Raw genomic sequence first — 21,010 nt, 5'->3', positions numbered from 1 at the left:
GGTATGGCACACTCGCCCGATTTTTGATTGCTGCCGCAAGGCCCACTGTTTTCAGCCATGCAAAAAATCATCGGGCAAATTGCCACAGAAATCCGCGTCACAGCGCAGCAGGTGCAAACCGCCGTCGAGCTGCTCGACAGCGGTGCTACGGTGCCGTTTATCGCCCGCTACCGCAAAGAAGCCACGCAGGGGCTGGACGACATCCAATTGCGTGAGATTGAGGCCCGCCTGTCTTATCTGCGCGAGCTAGAAGACCGGCGCGCCACGGTACTCAAAGCGATTGATGAACAAGGCAAGCTCACCGATGCCCTGCGCATTGCCATTGCCACTGCGCCCACCAAGCAAGAATTAGAAGACCTCTACCTGCCGTTCAAGCAAAAGCGCCGCACCAAGGGCCAGATTGCCAAAGAGGCGGGCATTGAGCCGCTGGCCGACAAACTGCTGGCCGACCCCACGCTCAACCCAGCCACTGAGGCGTTGGCTTTTTTGCGCCCAGCGCAAACTTTGGACGACGGCAAACCCGGCCCCGATTTTTCTACCGTGCCTGCGGTACTGGATGGCGTGCGCGACATCCTATCGGAGCGCTGGGCCGAAGATGCCGTGCTGGTGCAATCCTTGCGCGAATGGCTATGGGCCGAGGGCCTGCTGCGCAGCAAAAAGATCGAGGGTAAAAACGAAACCGACCCCGAAGTAGCCAAGTTTCGCGATTATTTCGACTACGACGAGCCGATTGGCCGCGTGCCTTCGCACCGGGCGTTGGCGGTGTTTCGGGGCCGAACGCTGGAAATTTTGGACGCCAAACTGGTGCAACCCATCGAGCCTGAGCCGGGCCGCCCTAGTTTGGCCGAAGGCAAAATCGCCCTGCACCTGCGCTGGAGCCACGCCAGCCGCGCCGCTGACGACCTGATCCGCAAATGCGTGGCTTGGGCGTGGCGCGTCAAACTCAGCCTATCGACCGAGCGCGATTTGTTCTCGCGCTTGCGCGAAGAAGCGGAAAAAGTCGCCATCAAGGTGTTTGCCGACAATCTGCGCGATTTGCTGCTGGCCGCCCCGGCTGGGCCACGGGTGGTGATGGGGCTAGACCCCGGCATCCGTACTGGCGTGAAGGTGGCAGTGGTCGATGCCACAGGCAAGCTGGTCGATACCCACACGGTATACCCCCACGAGCCACGCAAAGATTGGGATGGAGCCCTGCACACCTTGTTCCAGTTATGCCAAAAACATGGCGTGCAACTGATTGCCATTGGCAATGGCACCGCCAGCCGCGAAACCGACAAGCTGGCCGCTGACCTCATCAAGCTGCTCGAAAAAGCCACACCTGCCATCACCGGTGTACAAAAAATTGTCGTCAGTGAGGCTGGAGCATCGGTGTATTCAGCCAGCGAATACGCCAGCCAAGAAATGCCCGATGTCGATGTGAGTTTGCGCGGCGCGGCCAGTATTGCCCGCCGCCTGCAAGACCCGCTGGCCGAACTGGTCAAAATCGACCCTAAAAGCATTGGCGTGGGCCAATACCAGCACGACGTCAATCAGAGCGAATTGGCTCGCACCTTAGGCACGGTGGTAGAAGATTGCGTCAACTCGGTGGGCGTCGATCTGAACACCGCCAGTGTGCCGCTGCTGTCGCGGGTGTCGGGGCTGTCCGCCAGCGTCGCCAAAGCGGTGGTGCGCTGGCGCGAGGCGCACGGGGCCTTTCGCAATCGCAAACAACTGCTTGAAGTGGCAGGTTTAGGGCCAAAAACCTTTGAACAGGCAGCTGGCTTTTTGCGCATTCGGGGCGGTGACAATCCGCTGGACATGACCGGCGTCCACCCCGAAACTTACCCAGTGGTGCAAGCCATCATCGCCCAGACCGGCAAACCCGTGGCCGAGCTGATGGGCCGCGCTGAGATGCTCCAAACGCTGCGCCCAGAGCTGTTTGCCAATGCGCAGTTTGGCGTTATCACGGTGAAAGATATTCTGGGTGAGCTAGAAAAGCCGGGTCGTGACCCACGCCCAGACTTTAAAGTAGCACGCTTTAACGAGGGCGTCGAAGACATCAAAGACCTGCGCGAAGGCATGGTGTTAGAGGGCACCGTGAGTAACGTGGCCCAATTTGGCGCTTTTATTGATTTGGGCGTGCATCAAGATGGCTTGGTGCATGTGAGCCAGTTGGCGCACAAGTTTGTTACCGATGCCCGCGAAGTCGTCAAAACCGGCGATATCGTCAAGGTCAAGGTGTTAGAAGTGGATGTAGAGCGCAAGCGCATCAGCCTGAGTATGAAGCTCGATGCCGCCCCCGCCCGCCGCGATGGCCCGCGTGACAACCGCTTTGCCGGGGCCAGCCGCGAGCAACAACCTGCCCGTGGCCGAGAAGCACCAGCCGCCGCACCCTCGGCAATGGCCTCGGCCTTTGCCAAATTGCAGCAGCGCAAGGGCCACTGAGCACCATGCACATGGAGTCCCTGCTCGACATGTCCCCGGCGCTGCCCAGTCTGCCGCGCGCCGTGGCCTTGTTGATGACCGAGCTGGCGCACGACGAGCCCAATCTGCGCCGCATCAATCAACTGTTTGGCACTGACCCCGCGCTGGCCGCACGCCTGCTAGAACAGGCCAATCGTGCCGATTTTGGGCTGTCGGGGCAGTTGGCAGGCATTCCAGAAGCGCTGGCATTGCTGGATGTGCCCCATTTGCGTGCGCTGGTACAAACGGCCCCTTTGGGCACCACGTCGCGCTCGGTGCCGGGCATGAACTTGCAGCATTTTTGGCGCTATAGCCGCAACACCGCCAAGCTGGCACGCTCTTTGGCTGGTACGGTGCGGCAAAACCCGGTAGCCGCCTATACCGCTGGCTTGCTGCATGGGCTGGGTGAACTGCTCATCCACTGGGGGCATCCAGACAAAATGCCCTCCATCAATGCCTTACTGCCCCCCCTAGACATCCGGCGCAGCAAGCTAGAACTGCGCATGTTGGGTTATTGCTACGGCGAGGTCAGCGCCGCACTGGCGCGGCGTTGGCAGTTACCACAAGAGGTGATTGACGCACTCAACTACCAAGATGCGCCATTTATCAACCAAGTGTACGAACCACTGGCTGGCGTCATCCACTTGGCTGCTTGGCGCGCCCGCGCCCGCGAAGCCGACATGAACGACAAAGAGCTGGCCGTGACTTTTCCTGCCGAGGTCGGGCTGGTTTTAGAGCTGGACATCGATATGGTGCTACAACAAGACCCGATCGATTGGCACGCCCGCCCTTATGACGACTAAAGCCCGCGTGCCAAAGCAGGGCCACACCGCTTAGGCGTAGGTGTTGAGCTTAGTGCCCAGCGCACCTGAAGTGGCAAGTTGGGTAGGTTGGGGTAAGGCTTGCAGCATGGTGGCAGCAGCCGACTCTTGCAACTCCATGCTTTTCTTGAGCACCTTGACATTGACGTCTTGCGCAGTTTTGGCTTGACTCATGCTGGTGGCGGTACTGACGATTTGGTTGGTGAGCGATACATCCATGACGAGACTCCTATAGTGGATGAATAAGATTTCAGTGTAGAAAGCATCGTTCCCAAACGCAGCCAATCAATTGTATCAATTTGAAACAAATTCTCAGCCGGTCAACGATCTCGTGCCCCCAAACATTGAGAGGTCATGCGGAATTCACTTTGAAAGGCCGCACCATTGAACTCTTCTGATAAGGAAATATTGCCATGTCTTTCTTGAAAACCGTTTTTGCTACTGCCTTGTTGAGCACTGCTGCTGTGTCGTTTGCGCAGGCTCCTGCTGCGGCTGAGGCTCCCGCCGCCGCGCAAGCTGCTCCTGCGGCCCAAGCTGCTCCTGCACAAAAGGCAACATCCGCAGCCCAAAAGAAAAAGCACAACCGCAAGAAGGCTGCCCGCAAGGTCAAGCCCGCTCAACCAGCAGCTGGTGAGTCTTCTGCTACCCCTGCAGCACCTGCTGCTGCTCCAGCACCTGCCAGCAAATAAGCTGTTTGGCGCCTCTCTAGCCAATCGCTTGGCTAGGGGCAGTGCCCAGTACAAAGCCACTCCGCTATGGGCAGAGTGGCTTTTTTCTTTTTTCTTTTTGCTTTTTGCTTTTTGGCGTGTACCGGCTGGCTCTGCACGCAAAGTCCAAGCCATGGCCCAACATCGGCAAGGCACATAAGAGTTAAATCGGTTATTGTTACGAATAGAAACTTTTATCTCAGTATTGAAACAATTAAAGGAGACCGCACCGATGACTGACACGCCCACTTCCCAAGCTGTGATTGAAACAACAAGCCACAACGTGCAAGAGCAACTCGAAGCCGTACTGGTACGCTTTGAATTGATCAGCCAGAGTGCCAGTGAGGGCCTGTGGGATATGCTCTATCCTGCCGATGGCGTCATCGGCCCACAAACCCCGTTCTGGTGGTCAGACCAATTCCGCAAACTACTGGGTTACCAAAACGAATCCGATTTCCCCAATGTGCTCGACAGTTGGGGTTCACTCTTACATCCGGACGACAAAGACATCACCTTTGCGGCCTTTTCAGCCCACCTACTCGACAAAAGTGGTAAGACCCCCTACGACCGTGAATACCAGCTCAAGACCCAATCGGGTGCATACCGTTGGTTCCGCGCCCGAGGCACCACCCTGCGCGACGCTGAGGGCCATCCACTGCGCGTAGCCGGCTCGCTGCGCGACATCAGTGAAGAAAAGCGCAAAGCAGCTGAACTTGAAACCGCCTTGGTACGCTTTGATCTAGTGAACCAGAGTGCCAGTGAGGGCCTGTGGGACATGCTCTACCCCGCCGATGGCGTCATCGGCCCACAAACCCCGTTCTGGTGGTCAGACCAATTCCGCAAACTACTGGGTTACCAAAACGAATCCGATTTCCCCAATGTGCTCGACAGTTGGGGTTCGCTGCTGCACCCCAATGACAAGGATCGTACCTTTGCCGCTTTCTCCGCCCACTTGATGGACAAGAGCGGCAAAATTCCTTACGACATTGAATACCAGCTCAAGACCAAATCGGGCGCATACCGTTGGTTTCATGCCCGTGGCACCACGCTGCGCGATACCCAAGGCAACCCATTGCGCGTAGCCGGCTCCCTCAAAGACATTACCGAAGAAAAGTACCGCGCCGCAGAACTGGATCGGTCGATTGGTGCCCTAACCGAGCAACTGACCAGCCAAACCGAAGCCATCCTGAAAAAATCAGGTTCTGTAGCTTCTGGTGCCCAGGCCCTGTGTGCCACCACAGAAGAGATGAACGCCTCAGTCGAAGAGTTGACTGCCTCCATCCACTCCATCGCCCAAAACGCCAAAAATACCGACAGCGTAGCGCGTAGCACCCAAACCGAAGCCGAATCAGGCTCTATCGCTATCAGCAAGTCGATTGAAACGATGGAGGTACTGCGCCAATCGTCCGAAGATATGTCGGAGATTATCAAGGTGATCAGCGAGATTGCCAGCCAAACCAACCTGCTGGCCTTTAATGCGGCCATCGAGGCGGCCCGTGCTGGAGAACACGGTTTGGGCTTTTCTGTGGTTGCTGACGAGGTGCGCAAGCTGGCTGAACGTTCGGCCCAAGCCACCAAAGAAATATCCAAGCTCATCAACAGCTCAGTCAGACTGATTGTGCAGGGCAGCGACGTTTCCAAACAAGCGGGCGAGGCCTTTGGCAAAATCGTGACTGGCATCCGGCAGACCGGCCAGTCGATTGCCGAAGTGTCTAGCGCAGCAGAAGAGCAGCTCAGTGCCGTCACCATGATCAGTGACTCGGTGCAACACATTGCCGAAGAGACCGAAACTGCCGCTGGTGCAGCCGAAAACATTGACAGCGCCTGCCGAGACCTGAACGCCGAGGCACAAAACCTGCATAAGGCATTCCTAGCGTTTCAGGCCAAGGGCTGAACAACCAAGGACACCAAGTGAGCACCGATACTCCCCCCACCTTGGCACCAGGGGCAGCCCCGGTGCACGCAGTTTACGCCTCGTTTCTGCTGGGCGAAGAAGAGTTCGCCTTGGATGTGCGCTATGTGCAGGAGGTGATTCACCTGCCTGCCACCATCGTCGCCATGCCCTTGGCACCCGATTTTTGTCTGGGTATTTTCAACCTGCGCGGCAGCATCATCCCGCTGCTAAGCACCGACCGCCTGTTGGGCACGCCACGGCCTCTGGGGCCACAGGCCAAGGTGGTCATCATCCACCACCTGGGTATCCGGCTAGGCTTGACCTGCGACGATACCTGCCATGTGCTTCGGCCACGCGGCGACGAATTGACACTTTTTGCCTATGAAGACCAATCGAGCCACCAGGTAGTGGCTGGCGTGCTCAAACTGGGTGATGCACTGGTACGGGTGCTCGCTCTGGAGCGCCTGATCCGGCTCGACAACATCCCGCATCCAGAAGATACCCTCTCGGCCCATGCAGCAGCCAAAGCCCGACGGGCACGCAAAAAAGCTATCACTTTTAGTGCTGGTGGCATACCCATGGCGTTTCCTATCGGCGGTATCCATGAAATCGTGCGTGCCACAGGCATTGAGCCATCTCCGGTGCAAGACCCCTTGTGCGAGGGCGTATTGCACATCCGCCAGCACATCGTGCCCGTAGTGCAGTTTGCTAGGCTCTTAGGTTTGGCTACCACGGCAGCAAACAATAACCCAGAGGCCCAAGAGCAGCGGGTGATTGTGTTGGAAATCGAACAAAACTATATCGGACTACTGGTCGATACCGTGGACTCTATCGACACCTACACTGACGATCAGGTGATGGCTGTACCCGTACTCTCGCGCCAACGGGCCGCCATGTTTGCCGGTTGCATCGACTTTGGCACGCGGGGCCATGTGTTTTTGCTTGCTACCCAAGGCGTATTCGAGCTCGATGAGATCAACCGCATCACCGGGCAGCACAGCGCATTGTTTACGCACCAGCAGACGGCACAGGTTCGGCAGCACCGCGCCGCCAGCCGCATGTCATTTCTGTGGTTTAAGGCCGGTACCGCCTTCGCACTGCCGATGCGTGAAGTACGCGAAATCGTCCAATGCCCGCATGATCTACTGGCCATACCAGGTGCCCCCAGCCACATCAGCGGCATGTTTAACCTGCGCGGCAAGCTAGTCACGGTGGTCGATTTGCGCTACTTTTACCAATTGGCAGGCACAGTGCCCCTGCCCTGCGAAGAGGACAAAATTTTGGTGGTAGACCACGTTGATGCCCTGATAGGGCTGCGCGTAGATTCGGTCGAAAGCATATTGCACCTCTACCCAGAAGACAAGTTTCCAATGCCACAGGTGCTGCGCGGTGCCCTGGCTCCAGCTATCCGCAACGACGTGCGCGAGGTGGTGCGGGTGCCCGACAGTGGCGAGCGCCCGATCCACCTGCTGGTGCTCGATATCAGCCGGGTGCTGGCTCAAGTAGCTGCCACAGGAGAGGCGCTTGAACCTGCCTGAAACCAGCCACATGGATACGCCCACGCTACAGCGGGCGCTCAAGCTGGTATACGACCACACCGGCATTTCTATGCTGGAAAGCAAAAAAAGCATGTTGCAATCGCGCATGCGCCAGCGCATGCGGCAACTGGGCCTGCACTCCTACAGTGACTACCTTGATCGCTTAGAGGATAACCCCGCCGAACGCCAGCCGTTTATTGATGTGGTCACGACCCACCAGACACACTTTTTTCGCACCCCAAAAGTCTGGCAATATATGCAAGAGCAATTTTTGCCTGCCCGCGCCTGCACACAAGGGCATGACACGCTGCGCATCTGGTCGGCAGCGGCCTCTACCGGCGAAGAGGCTTGTAGCATTGCCATGTGCTGCGAAGAGTTCAAACGCCAACACCCCCGCTTCAACTACGACATCTTAGCCACTGACATCAGCACCGAAGTCTTGGCCCAAGCACAGCAGGGGGAATACACCGGAACCAGCGTTGCGCAATTTCGCAGCAGCCACCCCGAGCTGTTTGCACGCTACAACGACACTACCTCCCATGAGCAATTTGCCTTGCCCAAGGCGGTGCGCAAACGCATCCGCTTTGAGCATTGCAACCTGATGACACCCCAGCATCCTTGGAAAGAGCATTTTGATTTGGTTTTTTTGCGCAATGTGTTGATTTATTTCAGCCCCGAAGACGCCAGACGCATGGTGCAACAGCTAGCACCGACGCTGCGCCATACCGGCCAGCTCATCATCGGCGAGTCCGAATCGTTGACTGGACAGGATGTGCCATTTCAGTTTGTCCAGCCACAAGTCTATCGGCGTGCACCCACATGAGCATGGACATATCTCCTGTCCATGTACGGATTGGTCAACTGGTGATTGGTCACAGCCCAATGGTGTTAAAAGCCACCTTAGGCTCGTGCATTGGCATCGCGCTGCTCTGGCGCGAAAAGTCTGCCTACGCGCTAGCCCATTGCCTATTGCCTTATGCCCCCGTGCCCCACTGTCCTGAGCAACTGGGGGGCCGCTATGTAGATCAAGCGGTGCTCTCGATGCTACACCTGCTCAAAGCCAAAGACCGCGACCATGCGCAGATTGAAGCCCATGTGGCCGGTGGCGCCACCATGCGCCGCCAAGATCGGCAAACGATAGTTCCGGCCCATTTGGCGGTAGGTCAGTTAAATATCCAAGCCGCAGAGCAGGTGCTCCAGCAGCAGCAAATTGCCCTGCTGTCACGCGATGTGGGCGGTTTTTTTGCCCGCCAAATGCTACTCGATTGCACCAAAGCACAAATCAAGGTGCTGCACGTACCCGCACCACAGTGGTGATGCGAGCACAGCGCCACCGCCAGCTCAGGCCGTTTGCGCCTGTACCAGTTTCAGTTCTGCCATCATCTGCTCGCGCATAACGAATTTTTGCACCTTGCCAGTGATGGTCATGGGCATATCCTGCACCATGCGGATATAGCGCGGCACCTTGTAGTGGGCGATTTGGTCACGGCAAAAATCACGGATTTCGTCCTCGGTGCAAGTTTGGCCGGGCTTGGGCACAATCCAGGCACAAATTTCTTCGCCATATTTGGCATCGGGCACACCAAACACCTGCACAGATTGCACCTTGGGGTGGCGGAACAAAAACTCTTCAATCTCGCGCGGGTAAACGTTCTCGCCGCCCCGGATCAGCATGTCTTTGGCGCGGCCCACAATGTTGCAATAGCCTTCGGCGTCAATCGTCGCCAAATCGCCAGTGTGCATCCAACCATCCTGCACGGTCTCACGGGTGCGCTCCTCATCGCCCCAGTAGCCTTGCATCACCGAGTAGCCACGCACCAGCAACTCGCCTTTATCGCCCACGGGCACCACTTGGCCTTCGGCATTGACCACCTTGGCTTCGAGCATGGGCTGGATACGGCCCACGGTAGAGACGCGGCGCTCCAGTGGGTCGGTGGTGGAGCTTTGGAACGACACCGGCGAAGTCTCGGTCATGCCATAAGCAATGGTGATTTCGGACAGATGCATCTCGGCAATCACGCGCTTCATGGTCTCAATCGGGCAGGGCGATCCGGCCATGATGCCGGTGCGCAAGCGCGACAGGTCAAACTCGGCAAAGCGTGGGTGATCGAGTTCGGCAATAAACATGGTCGGCACGCCATGCAGCGCCGTGCAGCGCTCTTCGCTGACCGCCTGCAAGGTAGCCACCGGCTCGAAGGATTCGCCCGGAAACACCATCGTGGCCCCGGTGGAAACACAGGCCAATACCGCCAACACCATGCCAAAGCAGTGGTACAGCGGCACCGGAATGCACAGGCTGTCTGCTTCTGAAAAGTTCATCGCTTGCGCGATAAAGCGCGCGTTGTTCACCACGTTGTGGTGCGTGAGCGTGGCCCCCTTGGGGTTGCCGGTGGTGCCACTGGTAAATTGGATGTTGATGGCGTCGTGGCACGACAGGCCAGCACCCAAGGCGTCTAGCGCGGCCACATCCACGTTGGTGCGGCCCTGCTCCAGCACATCGGCGTAGTTGAGCATACCGGGGGTACGCTCATCACCCAAACGAATCACCATCTGCAAGGAAGGCAGGCGGTTGGACTTTAATGCGCCGGGCGCGCAAGTAGCCAGCTCTGGGGCTAGGCGCTGAAGCATCTCGAGGTATTTAGAGCTTTTGAGCTGCTCGGCGGTGATGATGGCGCGGCAACCCGACAGGTTGAGCGCATATTCCAATTCAGCGACACGATAGGCCGGATTGATGTTAACCAGCACCAGCCCGGCGCGTGCCGTAGCAAACTGCGTGACCAGCCATTCAGCCCGATTGGGTGACCAAATACCGACGCGGTCGCCCACGCGCAGGCCCAGCGCCAGCAAACCTGCTGCCAGCGCGTCCACCTCTGCTTGGAACTGCGCCCAGCTCCAACGCAGGCCCTGCTCGCGAAACACGACCGCCTCCTGCTGCGCAAAGCGCTGCACCGTATCGGCCAAAAATTGGGCAATCGTGGCCTGCGACAAGGTAGCGTCAGTGCGCCCCTTAACCTGTGACAAGCCGTGCTGTGGTGCGATATTCCAGTCTGGTGCCACCGAGGTGCTCATGGTTTTGTCTCCTGCTTTTCGTGTACGTGAAAAAAACAAATTGTGCAGACACAAAACACACCAAAATGGCCAAAATGGTTGCAAAACCAACCCAGAAAGATTGCTATGCCCAGAACACCCCGGCTCCACTTGGCAGCCATCAGTATCGTTGTTGCCACGTTGCTCACCGGTTGTGCCGTCGTAGAGCCTGCCTATTACGATGATGATGGCACGCCGGTCTACCGTGAGCGCTACTCCGATCCTTACTATGGCAGCAGCCCCGGCTATTACGACCAGCGCCCCCGTCCGCGTGACTACTACTACCCCCCGCGCAACGACTGGCGCGATCGCGATGACCGAGATGAGCGCTACCGGGCGCGCCCTGACCACAGAGATGACCGCGATGCCCGCGATAGACACCCACCCAAGCCGCAGCCACCAGCACAGAACCAGCCCCAGCCTAGGGTGGTACCCAAAGTGACGCCCCATGAGGAGCCGCCCAGAGAGCGTCCGCCGCGCAACAAATCGGATCGCTACAACCCCAAAACCGGCCAATACCTGCCCAAAGCAGACGATATGCCCTGAACTGGGGCGACCCACATACCCAGCCCGCCTTGTGTGCGCTAGCAGACAGACGCGGCTGGGCAATGGCTTTAGCCTGTACAAGCCCGTGTTCGATTGCGCGCCATCTTCACGCTGCAACAACACCCAGAGGCATTACAAGGGAATAGCCATGAAAACAACCCAACAACTTGCATTCTGCACCGCCGTCATCTTTGCAGCCTTGGTGCTGCCGGGCTGCTCCGGTATGACACCACAGGAAAAAAACACCGCCATCGGAGTAGGCGTCGGGGCCGTGGGCGGCTCGATTCTGACTGGGGGCGGAGCCATAGGCACGCTAGGGGGTGCTGCCGTCGGTGGCGTCATCGGCCACGAAATCGGCAAATAATTACATCGATTGGCTACCAAAATGTCTAGATTAAACCCTCACCTCCCAGCCAAGCTGATCTTAGTGCTCGCCGTTGGCCTGCTCACTGCTTGCCAAAAAAACGATGTTGGGCCTGTTGAAAATGCCGGACGAAAAATCGACCAATCGATGGAAAAAGCAGGCGAGAAAGTCGATGAAGCCGTGGTCAACATGGGCACACGCCTAGAAAAAGCAGGCGAAGACATGAAAAAATCGGCCCAAAAAGACCATTGATCCTGCAGTAAAAACGGCCCATGCGCCATGCCGCATACTTGCGTATGGTATCGAGCAACACCCACCGTAGCAGCAACACACCTGCTGTCGTGCATTCGACACGCATCGTAGGGGTGGGGGCCTCGGCAGGCGGTTTGGCCGCATTGGAGCTTTTTTTCTCCCATGTGGCACCCGACAGTGGGCTGGCCTACGTCGTGGTGCAACACATGGCCCCCAGCTACAAAGCCATGCTGGGCACCCTGTTGCAGCGCGTTACGACGCTGCCGGTACACGAAGCCACACAGGGCTTAGCGCCCGCACCCAATGCGGTGTACGTCATTCCCCCCGGCTGCGAGCTGACGCTGGTGCAAGGTTGCTTGCACTTGAACCCCACAAGGCAAGCCAGAGGCCCGCGCTTGCCCATCAATGTTTTGTTCCAGTCGCTGGCCCAAGAACAGCGCCAGCGGGCCATTGGGGTTGTGCTATCGGGCATGGGTGCAGATGGCACGCTGGGCCTGCAAGCTATTCAAGGGCAAGATGGCCTCACCTTGGCGCAAGAGCCAAGCTCGGCACAATTTGACTCTATGCCGCACAGCGCCATCGCCGCAGGGTGTGTCAACATCGTGGCCTTGGCCCAAGAGCTGCCGCAACGCATCATCACAGCCATCATGCAAGCAGCAGCAACAGCACCCAGCACACAACCGCAGCCTGACGATGCGGCCTCGGCACTCGATACCATCGTGCGTTTGCTGCGCGAGCACAGCAAGCACGACTTGTCTCTGTATAAGCCCAGCACCTTGCTGCGCCGCATTGAGCGCCGCGTGGCGGTGTACGGCCTTTCGTCTATAGCAGACTACGCTGCATTTTTGCCAGACAACCCGCGTGAGCTAGATGTACTGTTTGCCGAGATGCTCATCGGCGTGACCAGCTTTTTTAGAGATGCCGCCGTATGGTCAGATGTGCAAAATTTGGCTTGGCCCCCGTTATTGGCCCAACACCCAAGCAATAGCCCCTTGCGCGCTTGGGTGGTAGGTTGCTCCAGTGGCGAAGAGGCTTACTCTTTGGCCATGACGTTTCAAGAGGCGCAAGATAGCCTGCCCCACACGGCAGCACAAACCTTACAGATTTTTGCGACTGATCTCAGTGCCGAGGCCATTGCCGTAGCGCGCAAAGGCTGGTATCCGGCCAAATGGCTGGCTGAGATGGCACCCGCGCGCCGAGCACGCTTTTTTGTGGCGCAAGATGACGGCGGGCGCATTATCAAAAGCATTCGTGACATGGTGCTGTTTGCACAGCACGACGTCATTATCGACCCGCCCTTTACCAAGCTTGATTTTTTATCTTGCCGCAACCTATTGATTTATTTCAAGGCTGCATTGCAACAGCGCTTGATTCCGCTGTTTCACTTTAGCCTGCGCCCCGGTGGTATTTTGTTGCTAGGGGCATCCGAAACCGTCGGGCCAGCCCGGCGCCTGTTTAGCCCCTTGGGCGTGAAATCCCGACTCTATCGCCGCAACGACCAACCCCTGAGCGCTGGTGCGGTCGATTTTCCTGTCAATCGCCATGCAGCGCTGCGCAAAACAGCGCCGGAGACCCTTGTGTCCACCTCTTCCACACACCCCGGCAGCCTGCAAGCCTTGGCCGATCAGGTGCTGCTGCAAACTTTCTCGCCCCCGGCAGTGCTAGTCAATGCGGCGGGCGACATCCTCTATATCAGTGGCCGCACGGGCCGCTACCTTGAACCGGCAGCAGGCAAAGCCAATTGGAATCTACACGTCATGGCCCGACCGGGTATCCGTACCCAACTGGCAGTAGCCCTGCGCCACGCCTTGCAAGAACACCGCACGGTAGAGCTACACGACCTGCCCCTCGAAGACGACCGGACACGCACCCTGCACCTGACGGTGCAAGCCGTGCAAGAACCCAAGGCTCTAGAGGGCATGGCGATGGTGGTGTTTCGTGAAGTGGCCCTGCCAAAAAGACGACAAGCCAAAAAAGCCAACGCCGCCAATCCTGTAGATACTGCCTTGGTGCAAGAACTAGGACACGCCCGCGAAGAAATACGGGCGCTGCGCCAAGAAATGCAAGCCTCTCAAGAGGCTTTGCAAGCAGCCAACGAATCGCTGCAATCGGCCAATGAAGAGCTGCAATCGGCCAATGAGGAGCTAACCACCTCGAAAGAGGAGGCGCAATCGATGAACGAAGAATTGCAGACCATCAATGCCGAGCTACAAACCAAGCTCGACGATTTGGCGCTGGCACAAAGCGATATGCAAAATCTGCTCAACAGCACCGACATTGCCACGCTGTTTTTAGACAACGACTTGAATGTGCGCCGCTTTACAGAACAGGCCACCAGCATCTTTCATTTGCGCGATGGCGACGTGGGCCGCCCCCTGAGCGATCTGGCCAGCGCACTGAACTACCCAGCGCTGCACAGTGATGTGCAAGACACTTTGCGCACCCTAGCCAGCAGCGACAAGCAAATTGCCACCACCGATGGGCGCTGGTTCTCAGTGCGCATCATGCCCTATCGCACTCTGACCAACATGATCCAAGGTGCTGTACTCACGTTTGTGGACATCACCAAGGCCAAAGAACTGGAGTTCCGCTTGCGCGAGGGCTACAGTCAGCCCTAAGCAATCTTTATTTGCTTGAAAGTTATTATGTCCAGTAGCACCTCCCCGCCCGATTGCCTGACCACTTTACGCGAGCGCGCCCAGTCTAGCCTGGCGTATCCCGCAGCCCCCGGTGGTACCTATGGTAGTGCGATGGCAGCACTGCGGGTACTGCACGAACTGGCATCCTCCTCAGCCACATCGGTAGATGCCTTGGCCTTGTTACACGAACTCCAAGTGCATCAGGTAGAGCTAGACCTGCAAGCTGAAGAGCTACGCAACACCCGTGCCGAACTGGAGGCAGCTTTAGCGCGCCAAATGCAGCGCTACGACGCCGCCCCTGTGGCCTGTTTGGGGTTGGACTTTCAAGCACGCATCCTCGAATTAAACGCCACCGCTGTCCAACTGCTCGGCAGTACCCGTGAAGCCTTGTGCGGGCAGCGGTTAGACAGTTTTTTGCCCCCCGCCAGCAACTTGGTGCTGCATGACTTGCTTGCATACGCCCAGCAAGACGGTAGCAGACCGTCCGGTGCCTTGGCCGTGCTGGGGCCAGATGGCACCACCTTACACACCATGTCGGCCTCGGTCAGTGTCGATCCAACGGGCAGCGGTTATTTTTTGGTCATCAGCCCCATTCCGGATGGGCTGCGCAACCCTTCGGCTACGGTAGGGTAACGCAGGCGCAAGCGCAACTCATGGCGTAAGCGGTGATTTTCTAGGCGGCGCGACTCGCTCATAAAACTGAGCAGCAGGGGCGGCAGTTGCACTTGCGCCTCGCGGCGTGACAGGCGCGGTGGACGCGGCAGGCCATACAGATCGGCAGCCCCATCAAAATAATCGCCCATGCGTAGTTGCGTGTTGTCGCTGGCATGGTAGATGCGCTGGGCTGCGCCGCGCCACAGGGCTAGTTGGCAAGCCCTTGCTAAATCGTCCGCATGGATATGGTTGGTAAACACATCATCGCTGGCTTGCAATACCGCCGTGCCGCGCAACAGACGCGCACGCGGCGTGCCGCCCTCGCGGTCGGGGGCATAAATGCCGGGCACGCGCAAAATACTCACCCGCACCCCAGAGCGCCCTAAACTCTGGCGCAATACGGCCTCAGCAGCCACACGCCGCTGCGCCCGTGCGGTGGCCGGTGCCACAGGCCGGGTCTCTGGCACCCAAGCGCCTGCGCAATCGCCATAAACCCCACTGGTAGAGGCATAGACCAGCGCTTGCGGCAACCGCCCACGGCGCAAACTGCGCACCAGCGCCAGCGTGCGCGGATCGTGCAGCAACGCTGCGCCATCACGGCCTTGGCCCGGTGGCGGTGCAAGGTGCAACAGGTGGGTAGCCAAACCGGCTAAGCGGCGCAAGGTGCGCGGCTGATCCAAATTACCCTGCAAAGGGGTGATACCGGCAGCGCGCAACAGTGCCAGCCGCTCTGGGCTAGACGTCAGGGCATAAACCCGACCACGCTGCGCTGCGCCGGGGCTGGCTAAAGCCAAGCGCTGCACGCGCAGGCCAACATCGCCACAACCAATAATAAGCAAACGTGGCCGCCGAAAACGGGTGGGCAAGGCCCCGCAAGAGCCAGCAAAAGCAGAAAGGGACATGGTGATGGCTGGCAAAATCTCGCCTGAGTAAGCTGTTTTATCTTCCAAGGATACCCAAGCCATGAGCACCGCACCCGCCAGCGTACAAATTACCGTGCAACCCAGTGGCCGCACTTTTTCTGCCCAAGCCAGCGAAACCATCCTAGAGGCCGCCATCCGCAGTGGCGTGGGCCTGCCCTACGGCTGCAAAGACGGAGCCTGTGGCTCGTGCAAATGCCAAAAGCTAAATGGCGAGGTAGTGCATGGCGACTACCAAGCCAAAGCTCTGAGCGCCGAAGAAGCGGCAGCCGGTTGGGTACTGACCTGCCGCGCCCAAGCCCAATCTGACGTGGTACTGCAATCGCGCCAAGTCACTGACGAAAGCGCCTTTCCGATCAAGCGGATGCCGGTGCGCGTGAGCGCCCGCACGCAGCTCTCGCCAGACGTGATACAACTGCAATTGCAACTACCGGCCAACGACCCCTTCCGCTACCATGCCGGGCAGTACATCGAGTTCATTTTGCGCGATGGTGCGCGCCGGGCCTATTCCATGGCCAATGCACCGCATACCCAAGCGCAGGCACCCAGCGTAGAACTGCACATTCGCCACATGCCCGGTGGCCGCTTTACCGACCATGTGTTTAGCGCCCTGAAAGAAAAAGACATTTTGCGCATTGAAGGCCCCTTTGGCAGCTTTTACCTGCGCGAAGACAGCGACAAGCCCATCATCTTGTTGGCCTCAGGTACCGGCTTTGCCCCCATCAAGGCCTTGATCGAGCAATTGCAATTCAAGGGCAGTACGCGCCCCGTCAGCCTGTATTGGGGTGGCCGCCGCCCCGCTGACCTATATATGGACGCTTGGGTGCAAGCGCAAGCCGCCGCGATGCCGCAACTGCGCTATGTGCCGGTGTTGTCCAATGCCCTGCCCGAAGACGGCTGGACAGGCCGCACCGGCTTTGTGCACCAAGCCGTGCTAGAAGACTTTGCCGATCTGGCAGGCCACCAAGTTTATGCCTGTGGTGCCCCCATTGTGGTGGAGTCGGCGCGCCAAAGTTACACCCAAGAGCGCAATCTGCCCACCGAGGAGTTCTATGCGGACGCCTTTACCAGCGAGGCAGACAAGCACCCACAAAGCTAAATCAGGGCTGCCTTAGGGCAGCACCTGCTTTTCCAAGCGCCAGATACCGCGCAACAGGGCATAGTTCTGGCGCTGCCCAGCCACGGATTCGCGGCCCAGCTCCAGTTGCAACTCCACCCCTTGCGGTAGCTGGTAGCCCAGCGTAGTGGCGGTGCGACGGGCGCGGTGGTAGCGGTCGAGCCGGGTTTCTGTAGCCAGCAAAGCGGCTCCCGGCCCCTGTAGCGAGTGACTGGCTTGCACATGTTCGGCGCGCACGCCCCACTCCCAACGCGGACGCCATTGCCAGCGTGCTTCTAGCCAGCCACCATACGAGGTGCCTCGGTAACTCGAATCGCTATTGGCCGATGCCAGCCCGCCCTGATCGCGCCGCCCCCAACCGGCAGCGCTCACTACCCACGGCACATCATGGCCCTGCCAACGGGCGCTGGCGGCGGCCAGATCAGTACGCCCGTCAAAACAGGCTACCTTGCCTAGCGTGCTGTCATTGCACAACGGTGCTGTATGGCTGTGCCCTCCCCCGACATTGCTGGTGCGGCTGCCGCGCCCTTCTGGCTCTAAATGGGCCACAAAGCCATCCAGCGCCAGCGCGCCTTGCGCTACCGTGGCTGCCGTACCGATATGCAGCGTAGGCACCACCGGCCCCTGCGCAGCCCCCGGAAAAACTTCGCCCTTCCACAGCCCAACATCTAACGTCACAGGCCATTGGGCCAGCGCACCGCGCCAACCCAGTTGCACACCATCATCCATCCAATCGCCACCCAAGGTGGCCTGTTTGGCCAAGGGCATCAGGGCAAAACGGTCAAAATGGCCGGCACGCTCCAGCACCGCGCCCATCGCGGGCCGCTGCCGCCCCGCCGTGAGCAGCCAAGTAGCATCCCCTTGGGGCTGGCGCATTTGCACCCAGAAGGCTTCGGTGTGCGCCCGGTCGCTACCGTGCTTACCCACCGCAGCATAGGCCATCCACTGCGGGCTCCAGCGCCAAGCAGCATCTAGCACGCCGTGCTCCAGCCCCCAGCGTCGTCGGTCGATGCCCTCATCGCCCTGCAACAAAAAGCCATCCATGCGCGCCGAGGGCAAAACGGCATCAGCATGAAGGTAGGTAACGGCCACCGCCGCCCCGAAGCGCAAACCAGGCTGCTCTTCTAGCTCTGGCGCTGCCAGATCGGCGCTGCCGTGTGCAGCCGCCCAAAGTGGGCAGCAAACCAACAGCGCCGCTACAGCGACCTTACGGGCGCGGCCACGGGTCGGAATAGCGGGAATGGGTAAGAAATTCATGGTCGGTCAATGTCTTGAGAAAGGCAACGATGTCGGACTTTTCTTGGGCGTTCAGGTCAATCAGGCCCACCAGCTCGCTTTTGTGCGGGTTTTGGCGGCCATCCCCGGCATAGGGGCCCGTAGTGATGTTGCGGCCACCGGCGGCATAGAAGTCCAACACCGCTTCCAGCGAAGTGATGGTGCCGTCGTGCATATATGGAGCCGTCACTTCCACATTGCGCAGGCTGGGGGCACGGAAAAACCCCATATCCTTGACCAGCGCCGTCAGCTCAAACACCCCCCGGTTATGCTCCGGAAAAGCCCCGGTGCCGCCCAAGTTGTACAAGCCGGTGTTGTGAAATGGCGTCTCCACCACTCGGCTGGCGGCATGAACGATTTGGTCGTTGAAGTTGAAGCTGCCATGGCAATGAAAGCACTCGGCTTTCTCGCCAAAAAACAGCCTCATGCCACGCGTTTCTGGGTCTGACAGTTGCACCTTACCTTGCAGGTATTGGTCATAGCGGCTATTGCCCGACAACAATGAACGCTGAAAGCTGGCAATGGCTTGGATCACATGCCCCCAGTCAATGGGTGTAGCTACCCCCGGAAACGCTGCTGCAAACTTAGGGGCATACACTGGCTCGGCACGCAAACGCTCGAGCACCTCGACCCGGTTGTGGTCGTTCACGCCCATCTCTACCGGGTCTTCACCAAACAGCGGCACCTCCATTTGCTTTTCCAGCGTCACCAAGGAGGGGTTGGCCCAAGTCAGGGTGGCGTTGTAGGCCACATTAGCCAGCCCCTGCGGACTGCGCGGGTGCAATACGCCGGTAGAACCCAGCCCCTGCGCCCGCCCATCGGTAAATGCCTTGTCTTGCTGGTGGCAACTAGCACACGATTGGGTGCCATTGCCCGACAAACGCCGGTCATAAAAAAGATGGCGACCCAAATCCACCTTGGCCTCGCTCATCGGATTGCTCTCTGGCACCTTGGGTACCGGAAAATGCGCTGGCAGCACCCACTGCCAGCCCTCTGCCGATGGCTGCACCGTATCGTTTACCGATACGCCATCGCCGCCACACCCAGCCAGCACAGCAGCCCCCGATAGGAGGCCACCCGCCAGCCAGCGCAGCGCCTTGTGTGTGCGCTGCGCGGTACTCATCGCGCGATGGGCCGGAAAATGGTCTGCGAAGCACCAGCGGCTATTGGCAACCCGGTGCCTGTGCCATCGGCCTTCCAATCAATAGCCATGGCTCGGAAAACGCCCGCGCATTCGGGGTCGGTGCCGCCCGACATACAGCCTGCGGCCCCACCCAGATTTTTGGTGACGTCATTGCCAGCCACCAAGGCTTGCACATCCAGCGCGATTTTTTGCTGATCAGGATTAAACGACGTCAGGCGTGCTTCCATTCGGTTAGGTGCCTTGCACTGCACGGTCTCCCCAGTGGCCGGATTGCCCACACAGCCGGTCGAACCCAAATGCACCGCAAAGGTCTTGGCCGTCCAACTGCCCGTAGCGCCCTCAGGATCGGTCAGCTCAATCTTAGTAAATTTGCGTCCTGACTGCCAAGACCAAGCCATTGCACCAATGTCCAGCGGTGGCTTGGCGGTGGTCACATCCGAATACAGTGTGTGGTTCAGTGCAAAGGGCACGCCCATCGTCAACTTTATGCCCACATAATTTCCGGCAGGCACCGTGCCACGGATCACGGCATTGGTGGCTGGAGTTCCATTGCTACAAGCACCAGTGGCATTTTCTAGGTCGATCAGAGTGATCTGATTCGCACCGGCTGTAAGGTTCCAATTGTCATTGGCCGACAAGGTCAAAGGTGTTTCTGTTCCATTGGCCTGCAACAGTGCCACATTGGAGATGTAAAAGCGCAAATCCTTGACCTGCGCTGGCGCACTGCCAGTACCCAAACCAGAAACCAACGTGCCGCACTGCACAGGCGTATGGCCTGCCACGGCCACAAACTCCAGTGCCACCTCACGAGTACTAGCAGCACCATCATCACTACCACCACAAGCTGTTAGCGCTGCAGCAGCAATGGCAGACATCCCAATGGACAAAGAAAGAGAAGAAATTTTGAACATACGAATTCCGGCAATAGGTAGACTAAAAACAGTCATGGATAGATAGACCAGCGCGTCAATGGGCATGGCCTGAGGGTTTTGGCTCGCGGGGCTGCTGCACCCAAACCACTACCTCGCGCGTACCGGCGTGTTCAAAATGCAGGGTCAAAACAAAGCGCTCGCCCTCTAGCAGTGGACGCTGCAAGCCCTGCAAGAGCAGTGGCGCACCCTGCTCATGGCGCAAAACCCGTACAGAACGGGCAGGCAAAGCAATGGCCTTGGATGGGGACTCATCCCCTTGCAGCCGTACCGTCTGAGCCACGGGAGTTTCGGCAGCGATCAAGCGATCTGCTGCTGGCCCGGTATTACGAATGGCACGAAAATACACCGCCCCTTCGGTTTGGCCCACCACCGTCGGCACAGCATACGGGTGCTCAACCTGCAATGCCCCCACAGTAGCACCATGCGACTGCACAGGCCCTGATACCACCACTGCGGCCCCTGCCAGCAGCACCTGCACCGCCTGACGACGTGCAGCAACCATCCACCCATTGAACATGAGACCCATCCTTGCGCAGCAACACGGGTGCAGCCAACCACGCCCGCCACCTAGGCAGGTAGTGCCGCCATGCAACCCTCTAACGCACGCTTATCCATGACAAGAACACACCCGCACCCACCCAGCGATTGGGCCAATGCACAGATGCAAAAGACGCAAAA

General features: G+C 58.6%; 20 protein-coding genes. 13 read left to right on the top strand and 7 right to left on the bottom strand.

The window, feature by feature from the left end; translation table 11 throughout:
• The first annotated feature begins 57 nt into the window (after window positions 1-57).
• Window positions 58-2,424 carry a Tex family protein gene (locus BMX55_RS00645; protein ID WP_091453032.1) on the top strand — a complete coding sequence of 789 codons (2,367 nt, stop codon included), beginning with the start codon at window positions 58-60 and terminating at the stop codon, window positions 2,422-2,424.
• Window positions 2,425-2,429: 5 nt separating this feature from the next.
• Entirely contained in the window at window positions 2,430-3,245 is an 816-nt protein-coding gene (locus BMX55_RS00640; protein ID WP_091451186.1) for an HDOD domain-containing protein, read from the top strand.
• Between the two features lie 30 nt (window positions 3,246-3,275).
• Here the strand turns inward: BMX55_RS00640 and BMX55_RS00635 are convergent, their stop codons facing one another.
• A complete protein-coding gene (locus tag BMX55_RS00635; RefSeq protein WP_091451184.1) occupies window positions 3,276-3,482 on the bottom strand; it encodes a YjfB family protein in 207 nt (68 codons plus the stop codon).
• 194 nt (window positions 3,483-3,676) lie between these two features.
• On the opposite strand from BMX55_RS00635, the gene BMX55_RS00630 reads away from it, so the two are divergent.
• The 5 genes from BMX55_RS00630 to BMX55_RS00610 all read left to right on the top strand — a co-directional run bounded on the left by BMX55_RS00630 (window position 3,677) and on the right by BMX55_RS00610 (window position 8,719).
• Window positions 3,677-3,952, top strand: coding sequence for a hypothetical protein (locus BMX55_RS00630; RefSeq protein WP_091451181.1), 276 nt, complete (start codon window positions 3,677-3,679; stop codon window positions 3,950-3,952).
• Window positions 3,953-4,202: 250 nt separating this feature from the next.
• Window positions 4,203-5,864 carry a methyl-accepting chemotaxis protein gene (locus BMX55_RS00625; RefSeq protein ID WP_091451178.1) on the top strand — a complete coding sequence of 554 codons (1,662 nt, stop codon included), beginning with the start codon at window positions 4,203-4,205 and terminating at the stop codon, window positions 5,862-5,864.
• A 17-nt stretch (window positions 5,865-5,881) separates the two neighbouring features.
• Window positions 5,882-7,402, top strand: coding sequence for a chemotaxis protein CheW (locus BMX55_RS00620; RefSeq protein WP_091451175.1), 1,521 nt, complete (start codon window positions 5,882-5,884; stop codon window positions 7,400-7,402).
• Window positions 7,389-8,225: a CheR family methyltransferase gene (locus BMX55_RS00615; protein WP_091451172.1), complete on the top strand. Its 837-nt coding sequence runs from the start codon at window positions 7,389-7,391 to the stop codon at window positions 8,223-8,225. The genes BMX55_RS00620 and BMX55_RS00615 overlap by 14 nt, the downstream gene beginning before the upstream one ends.
• Window positions 8,226-8,227: 2 nt before the next feature.
• Window positions 8,228-8,719 (top strand): chemotaxis protein CheD, encoded by a 492-nt coding sequence (locus tag BMX55_RS00610; RefSeq protein ID WP_177172781.1) that lies wholly within the window; start codon window positions 8,228-8,230, stop codon window positions 8,717-8,719.
• 24 nt (window positions 8,720-8,743) lie between these two features.
• On the opposite strand, the gene BMX55_RS00605 is transcribed toward BMX55_RS00610, so the two are convergent.
• On the bottom strand, window positions 8,744-10,471 hold the full coding sequence (locus BMX55_RS00605) for an AMP-binding protein (RefSeq protein WP_091451165.1): 1,728 nt from the start codon (window positions 10,469-10,471) through the stop codon (window positions 8,744-8,746).
• Window positions 10,472-10,576: 105 nt separating this feature from the next.
• Between BMX55_RS00605 and BMX55_RS00600 the strand changes: the two genes are divergently transcribed.
• The 5 genes from BMX55_RS00600 to BMX55_RS00580 all read left to right on the top strand — a co-directional run bounded on the left by BMX55_RS00600 (window position 10,577) and on the right by BMX55_RS00580 (window position 14,923).
• The gene (locus BMX55_RS00600; RefSeq protein ID WP_143059548.1) at window positions 10,577-11,035 is read left to right on the top strand and encodes a hypothetical protein; all 459 of its coding nucleotides are present in this window, start codon (window positions 10,577-10,579) and stop codon (window positions 11,033-11,035) included.
• A 148-nt stretch (window positions 11,036-11,183) separates the two neighbouring features.
• Window positions 11,184-11,399 carry a prenyltransferase gene (locus BMX55_RS00595; protein ID WP_091451160.1) on the top strand — a complete coding sequence of 72 codons (216 nt, stop codon included), beginning with the start codon at window positions 11,184-11,186 and terminating at the stop codon, window positions 11,397-11,399.
• Window positions 11,400-11,420: 21 nt separating this feature from the next.
• On the top strand, window positions 11,421-11,651 hold the full coding sequence (locus BMX55_RS00590) for a hypothetical protein (protein WP_091451156.1): 231 nt from the start codon (window positions 11,421-11,423) through the stop codon (window positions 11,649-11,651).
• A gap of 20 nt (window positions 11,652-11,671) precedes the next feature.
• Window positions 11,672-14,269 carry a chemotaxis protein CheB gene (locus BMX55_RS00585; RefSeq protein WP_245751184.1) on the top strand — a complete coding sequence of 866 codons (2,598 nt, stop codon included), beginning with the start codon at window positions 11,672-11,674 and terminating at the stop codon, window positions 14,267-14,269.
• Window positions 14,270-14,296: 27 nt separating this feature from the next.
• Complete coding sequence (locus BMX55_RS00580; protein ID WP_091451153.1) at window positions 14,297-14,923, top strand: PAS domain-containing protein; 627 nt, start codon at window positions 14,297-14,299, stop codon at window positions 14,921-14,923.
• On the opposite strand, the gene BMX55_RS00575 is transcribed toward BMX55_RS00580, so the two are convergent.
• Window positions 14,860-15,846, bottom strand: coding sequence for an SDR family oxidoreductase (locus BMX55_RS00575; RefSeq protein ID WP_091453024.1), 987 nt, complete (start codon window positions 15,844-15,846; stop codon window positions 14,860-14,862). The genes BMX55_RS00580 and BMX55_RS00575 overlap by 64 nt on opposite strands.
• Before the next feature lie 61 nt (window positions 15,847-15,907).
• Here BMX55_RS00575 and BMX55_RS00570 point away from each other — a divergent pair, with 61 nt between their 5' ends.
• The gene (locus tag BMX55_RS00570) at window positions 15,908-16,963 is read left to right on the top strand and encodes a CDP-6-deoxy-delta-3,4-glucoseen reductase (RefSeq protein WP_091451152.1); all 1,056 of its coding nucleotides are present in this window, start codon (window positions 15,908-15,910) and stop codon (window positions 16,961-16,963) included.
• A gap of 12 nt (window positions 16,964-16,975) precedes the next feature.
• Here the strand turns inward: BMX55_RS00570 and BMX55_RS00565 are convergent, their stop codons facing one another.
• From BMX55_RS00565 to BMX55_RS00550, 4 genes are read right to left on the bottom strand one after another with little or no spacing between them, the layout of a single operon-like run.
• Window positions 16,976-18,238, bottom strand: a complete 1,263-nt coding sequence (locus tag BMX55_RS00565) for a hypothetical protein (protein ID WP_091451151.1) — start codon at window positions 18,236-18,238, stop codon at window positions 16,976-16,978.
• Window positions 18,189-19,379, bottom strand: coding sequence for a methanobactin export MATE transporter MbnM (locus BMX55_RS00560; protein ID WP_091451148.1), 1,191 nt, complete (start codon window positions 19,377-19,379; stop codon window positions 18,189-18,191). Before BMX55_RS00560 ends, BMX55_RS00565 begins: the two co-directional genes overlap by 50 nt.
• Window positions 19,376-20,311 (bottom strand): MbnP family copper-binding protein, encoded by a 936-nt coding sequence (locus BMX55_RS00555; protein ID WP_091451146.1) that lies wholly within the window; start codon window positions 20,309-20,311, stop codon window positions 19,376-19,378. Before BMX55_RS00555 ends, BMX55_RS00560 begins: the two co-directional genes overlap by 4 nt.
• Window positions 20,312-20,366: 55 nt before the next feature.
• Window positions 20,367-20,849 carry a copper chaperone PCu(A)C gene (locus BMX55_RS00550; protein WP_245751182.1) on the bottom strand — a complete coding sequence of 161 codons (483 nt, stop codon included), beginning with the start codon at window positions 20,847-20,849 and terminating at the stop codon, window positions 20,367-20,369.
• Window positions 20,850-21,010 lie beyond the last annotated feature (161 nt).

This window comes from Giesbergeria anulus (assembly GCF_900111115.1).
GTDB classification, from domain to species: domain Bacteria; phylum Pseudomonadota; class Gammaproteobacteria; order Burkholderiales; family Burkholderiaceae_C; genus Simplicispira; species Simplicispira anulus.
This window is presented reverse-complemented; position numbering and strand designations above follow the sequence as displayed.

What these genes read in the sequence shown, in the direction of transcription:
- BMX55_RS00645 (WP_091453032.1), top strand. Translation starts at nt 58, where the DNA reads ATGCAAAAAATCATCGGGCAAATTGCCACAGAAATCCGCGTCACAGCG.
- BMX55_RS00640 (WP_091451186.1), top strand. Translation starts at nt 2,430, where the DNA reads ATGCACATGGAGTCCCTGCTCGACATGTCCCCGGCGCTGCCCAGTCTG.
- BMX55_RS00635 (WP_091451184.1), bottom strand. Translation starts at nt 3,482, where the DNA reads ATGGATGTATCGCTCACCAACCAAATCGTCAGTACCGCCACCAGCATG.
- BMX55_RS00630 (WP_091451181.1), top strand. Translation starts at nt 3,677, where the DNA reads ATGTCTTTCTTGAAAACCGTTTTTGCTACTGCCTTGTTGAGCACTGCT.
- BMX55_RS00625 (WP_091451178.1), top strand. Translation starts at nt 4,203, where the DNA reads ATGACTGACACGCCCACTTCCCAAGCTGTGATTGAAACAACAAGCCAC.
- BMX55_RS00610 (WP_177172781.1), top strand. Translation starts at nt 8,228, where the DNA reads ATGGACATATCTCCTGTCCATGTACGGATTGGTCAACTGGTGATTGGT.
- BMX55_RS00605 (WP_091451165.1), bottom strand. Translation starts at nt 10,471, where the DNA reads ATGAGCACCTCGGTGGCACCAGACTGGAATATCGCACCACAGCACGGC.
- BMX55_RS00600 (WP_143059548.1), top strand. Translation starts at nt 10,577, where the DNA reads ATGCCCAGAACACCCCGGCTCCACTTGGCAGCCATCAGTATCGTTGTT.
- BMX55_RS00595 (WP_091451160.1), top strand. Translation starts at nt 11,184, where the DNA reads ATGAAAACAACCCAACAACTTGCATTCTGCACCGCCGTCATCTTTGCA.
- BMX55_RS00590 (WP_091451156.1), top strand. Translation starts at nt 11,421, where the DNA reads ATGTCTAGATTAAACCCTCACCTCCCAGCCAAGCTGATCTTAGTGCTC.
- BMX55_RS00585 (WP_245751184.1), top strand. Translation starts at nt 11,672, where the DNA reads ATGCGCCATGCCGCATACTTGCGTATGGTATCGAGCAACACCCACCGT.
- BMX55_RS00580 (WP_091451153.1), top strand. Translation starts at nt 14,297, where the DNA reads ATGTCCAGTAGCACCTCCCCGCCCGATTGCCTGACCACTTTACGCGAG.
- BMX55_RS00575 (WP_091453024.1), bottom strand. Translation starts at nt 15,846, where the DNA reads ATGTCCCTTTCTGCTTTTGCTGGCTCTTGCGGGGCCTTGCCCACCCGT.
- BMX55_RS00570 (WP_091451152.1), top strand. Translation starts at nt 15,908, where the DNA reads ATGAGCACCGCACCCGCCAGCGTACAAATTACCGTGCAACCCAGTGGC.
- BMX55_RS00565 (WP_091451151.1), bottom strand. Translation starts at nt 18,238, where the DNA reads ATGAATTTCTTACCCATTCCCGCTATTCCGACCCGTGGCCGCGCCCGT.
- BMX55_RS00560 (WP_091451148.1), bottom strand. Translation starts at nt 19,379, where the DNA reads ATGAGTACCGCGCAGCGCACACACAAGGCGCTGCGCTGGCTGGCGGGT.
- BMX55_RS00555 (WP_091451146.1), bottom strand. Translation starts at nt 20,311, where the DNA reads ATGTTCAAAATTTCTTCTCTTTCTTTGTCCATTGGGATGTCTGCCATT.
- BMX55_RS00550 (WP_245751182.1), bottom strand. Translation starts at nt 20,849, where the DNA reads ATGTTCAATGGGTGGATGGTTGCTGCACGTCGTCAGGCGGTGCAGGTG.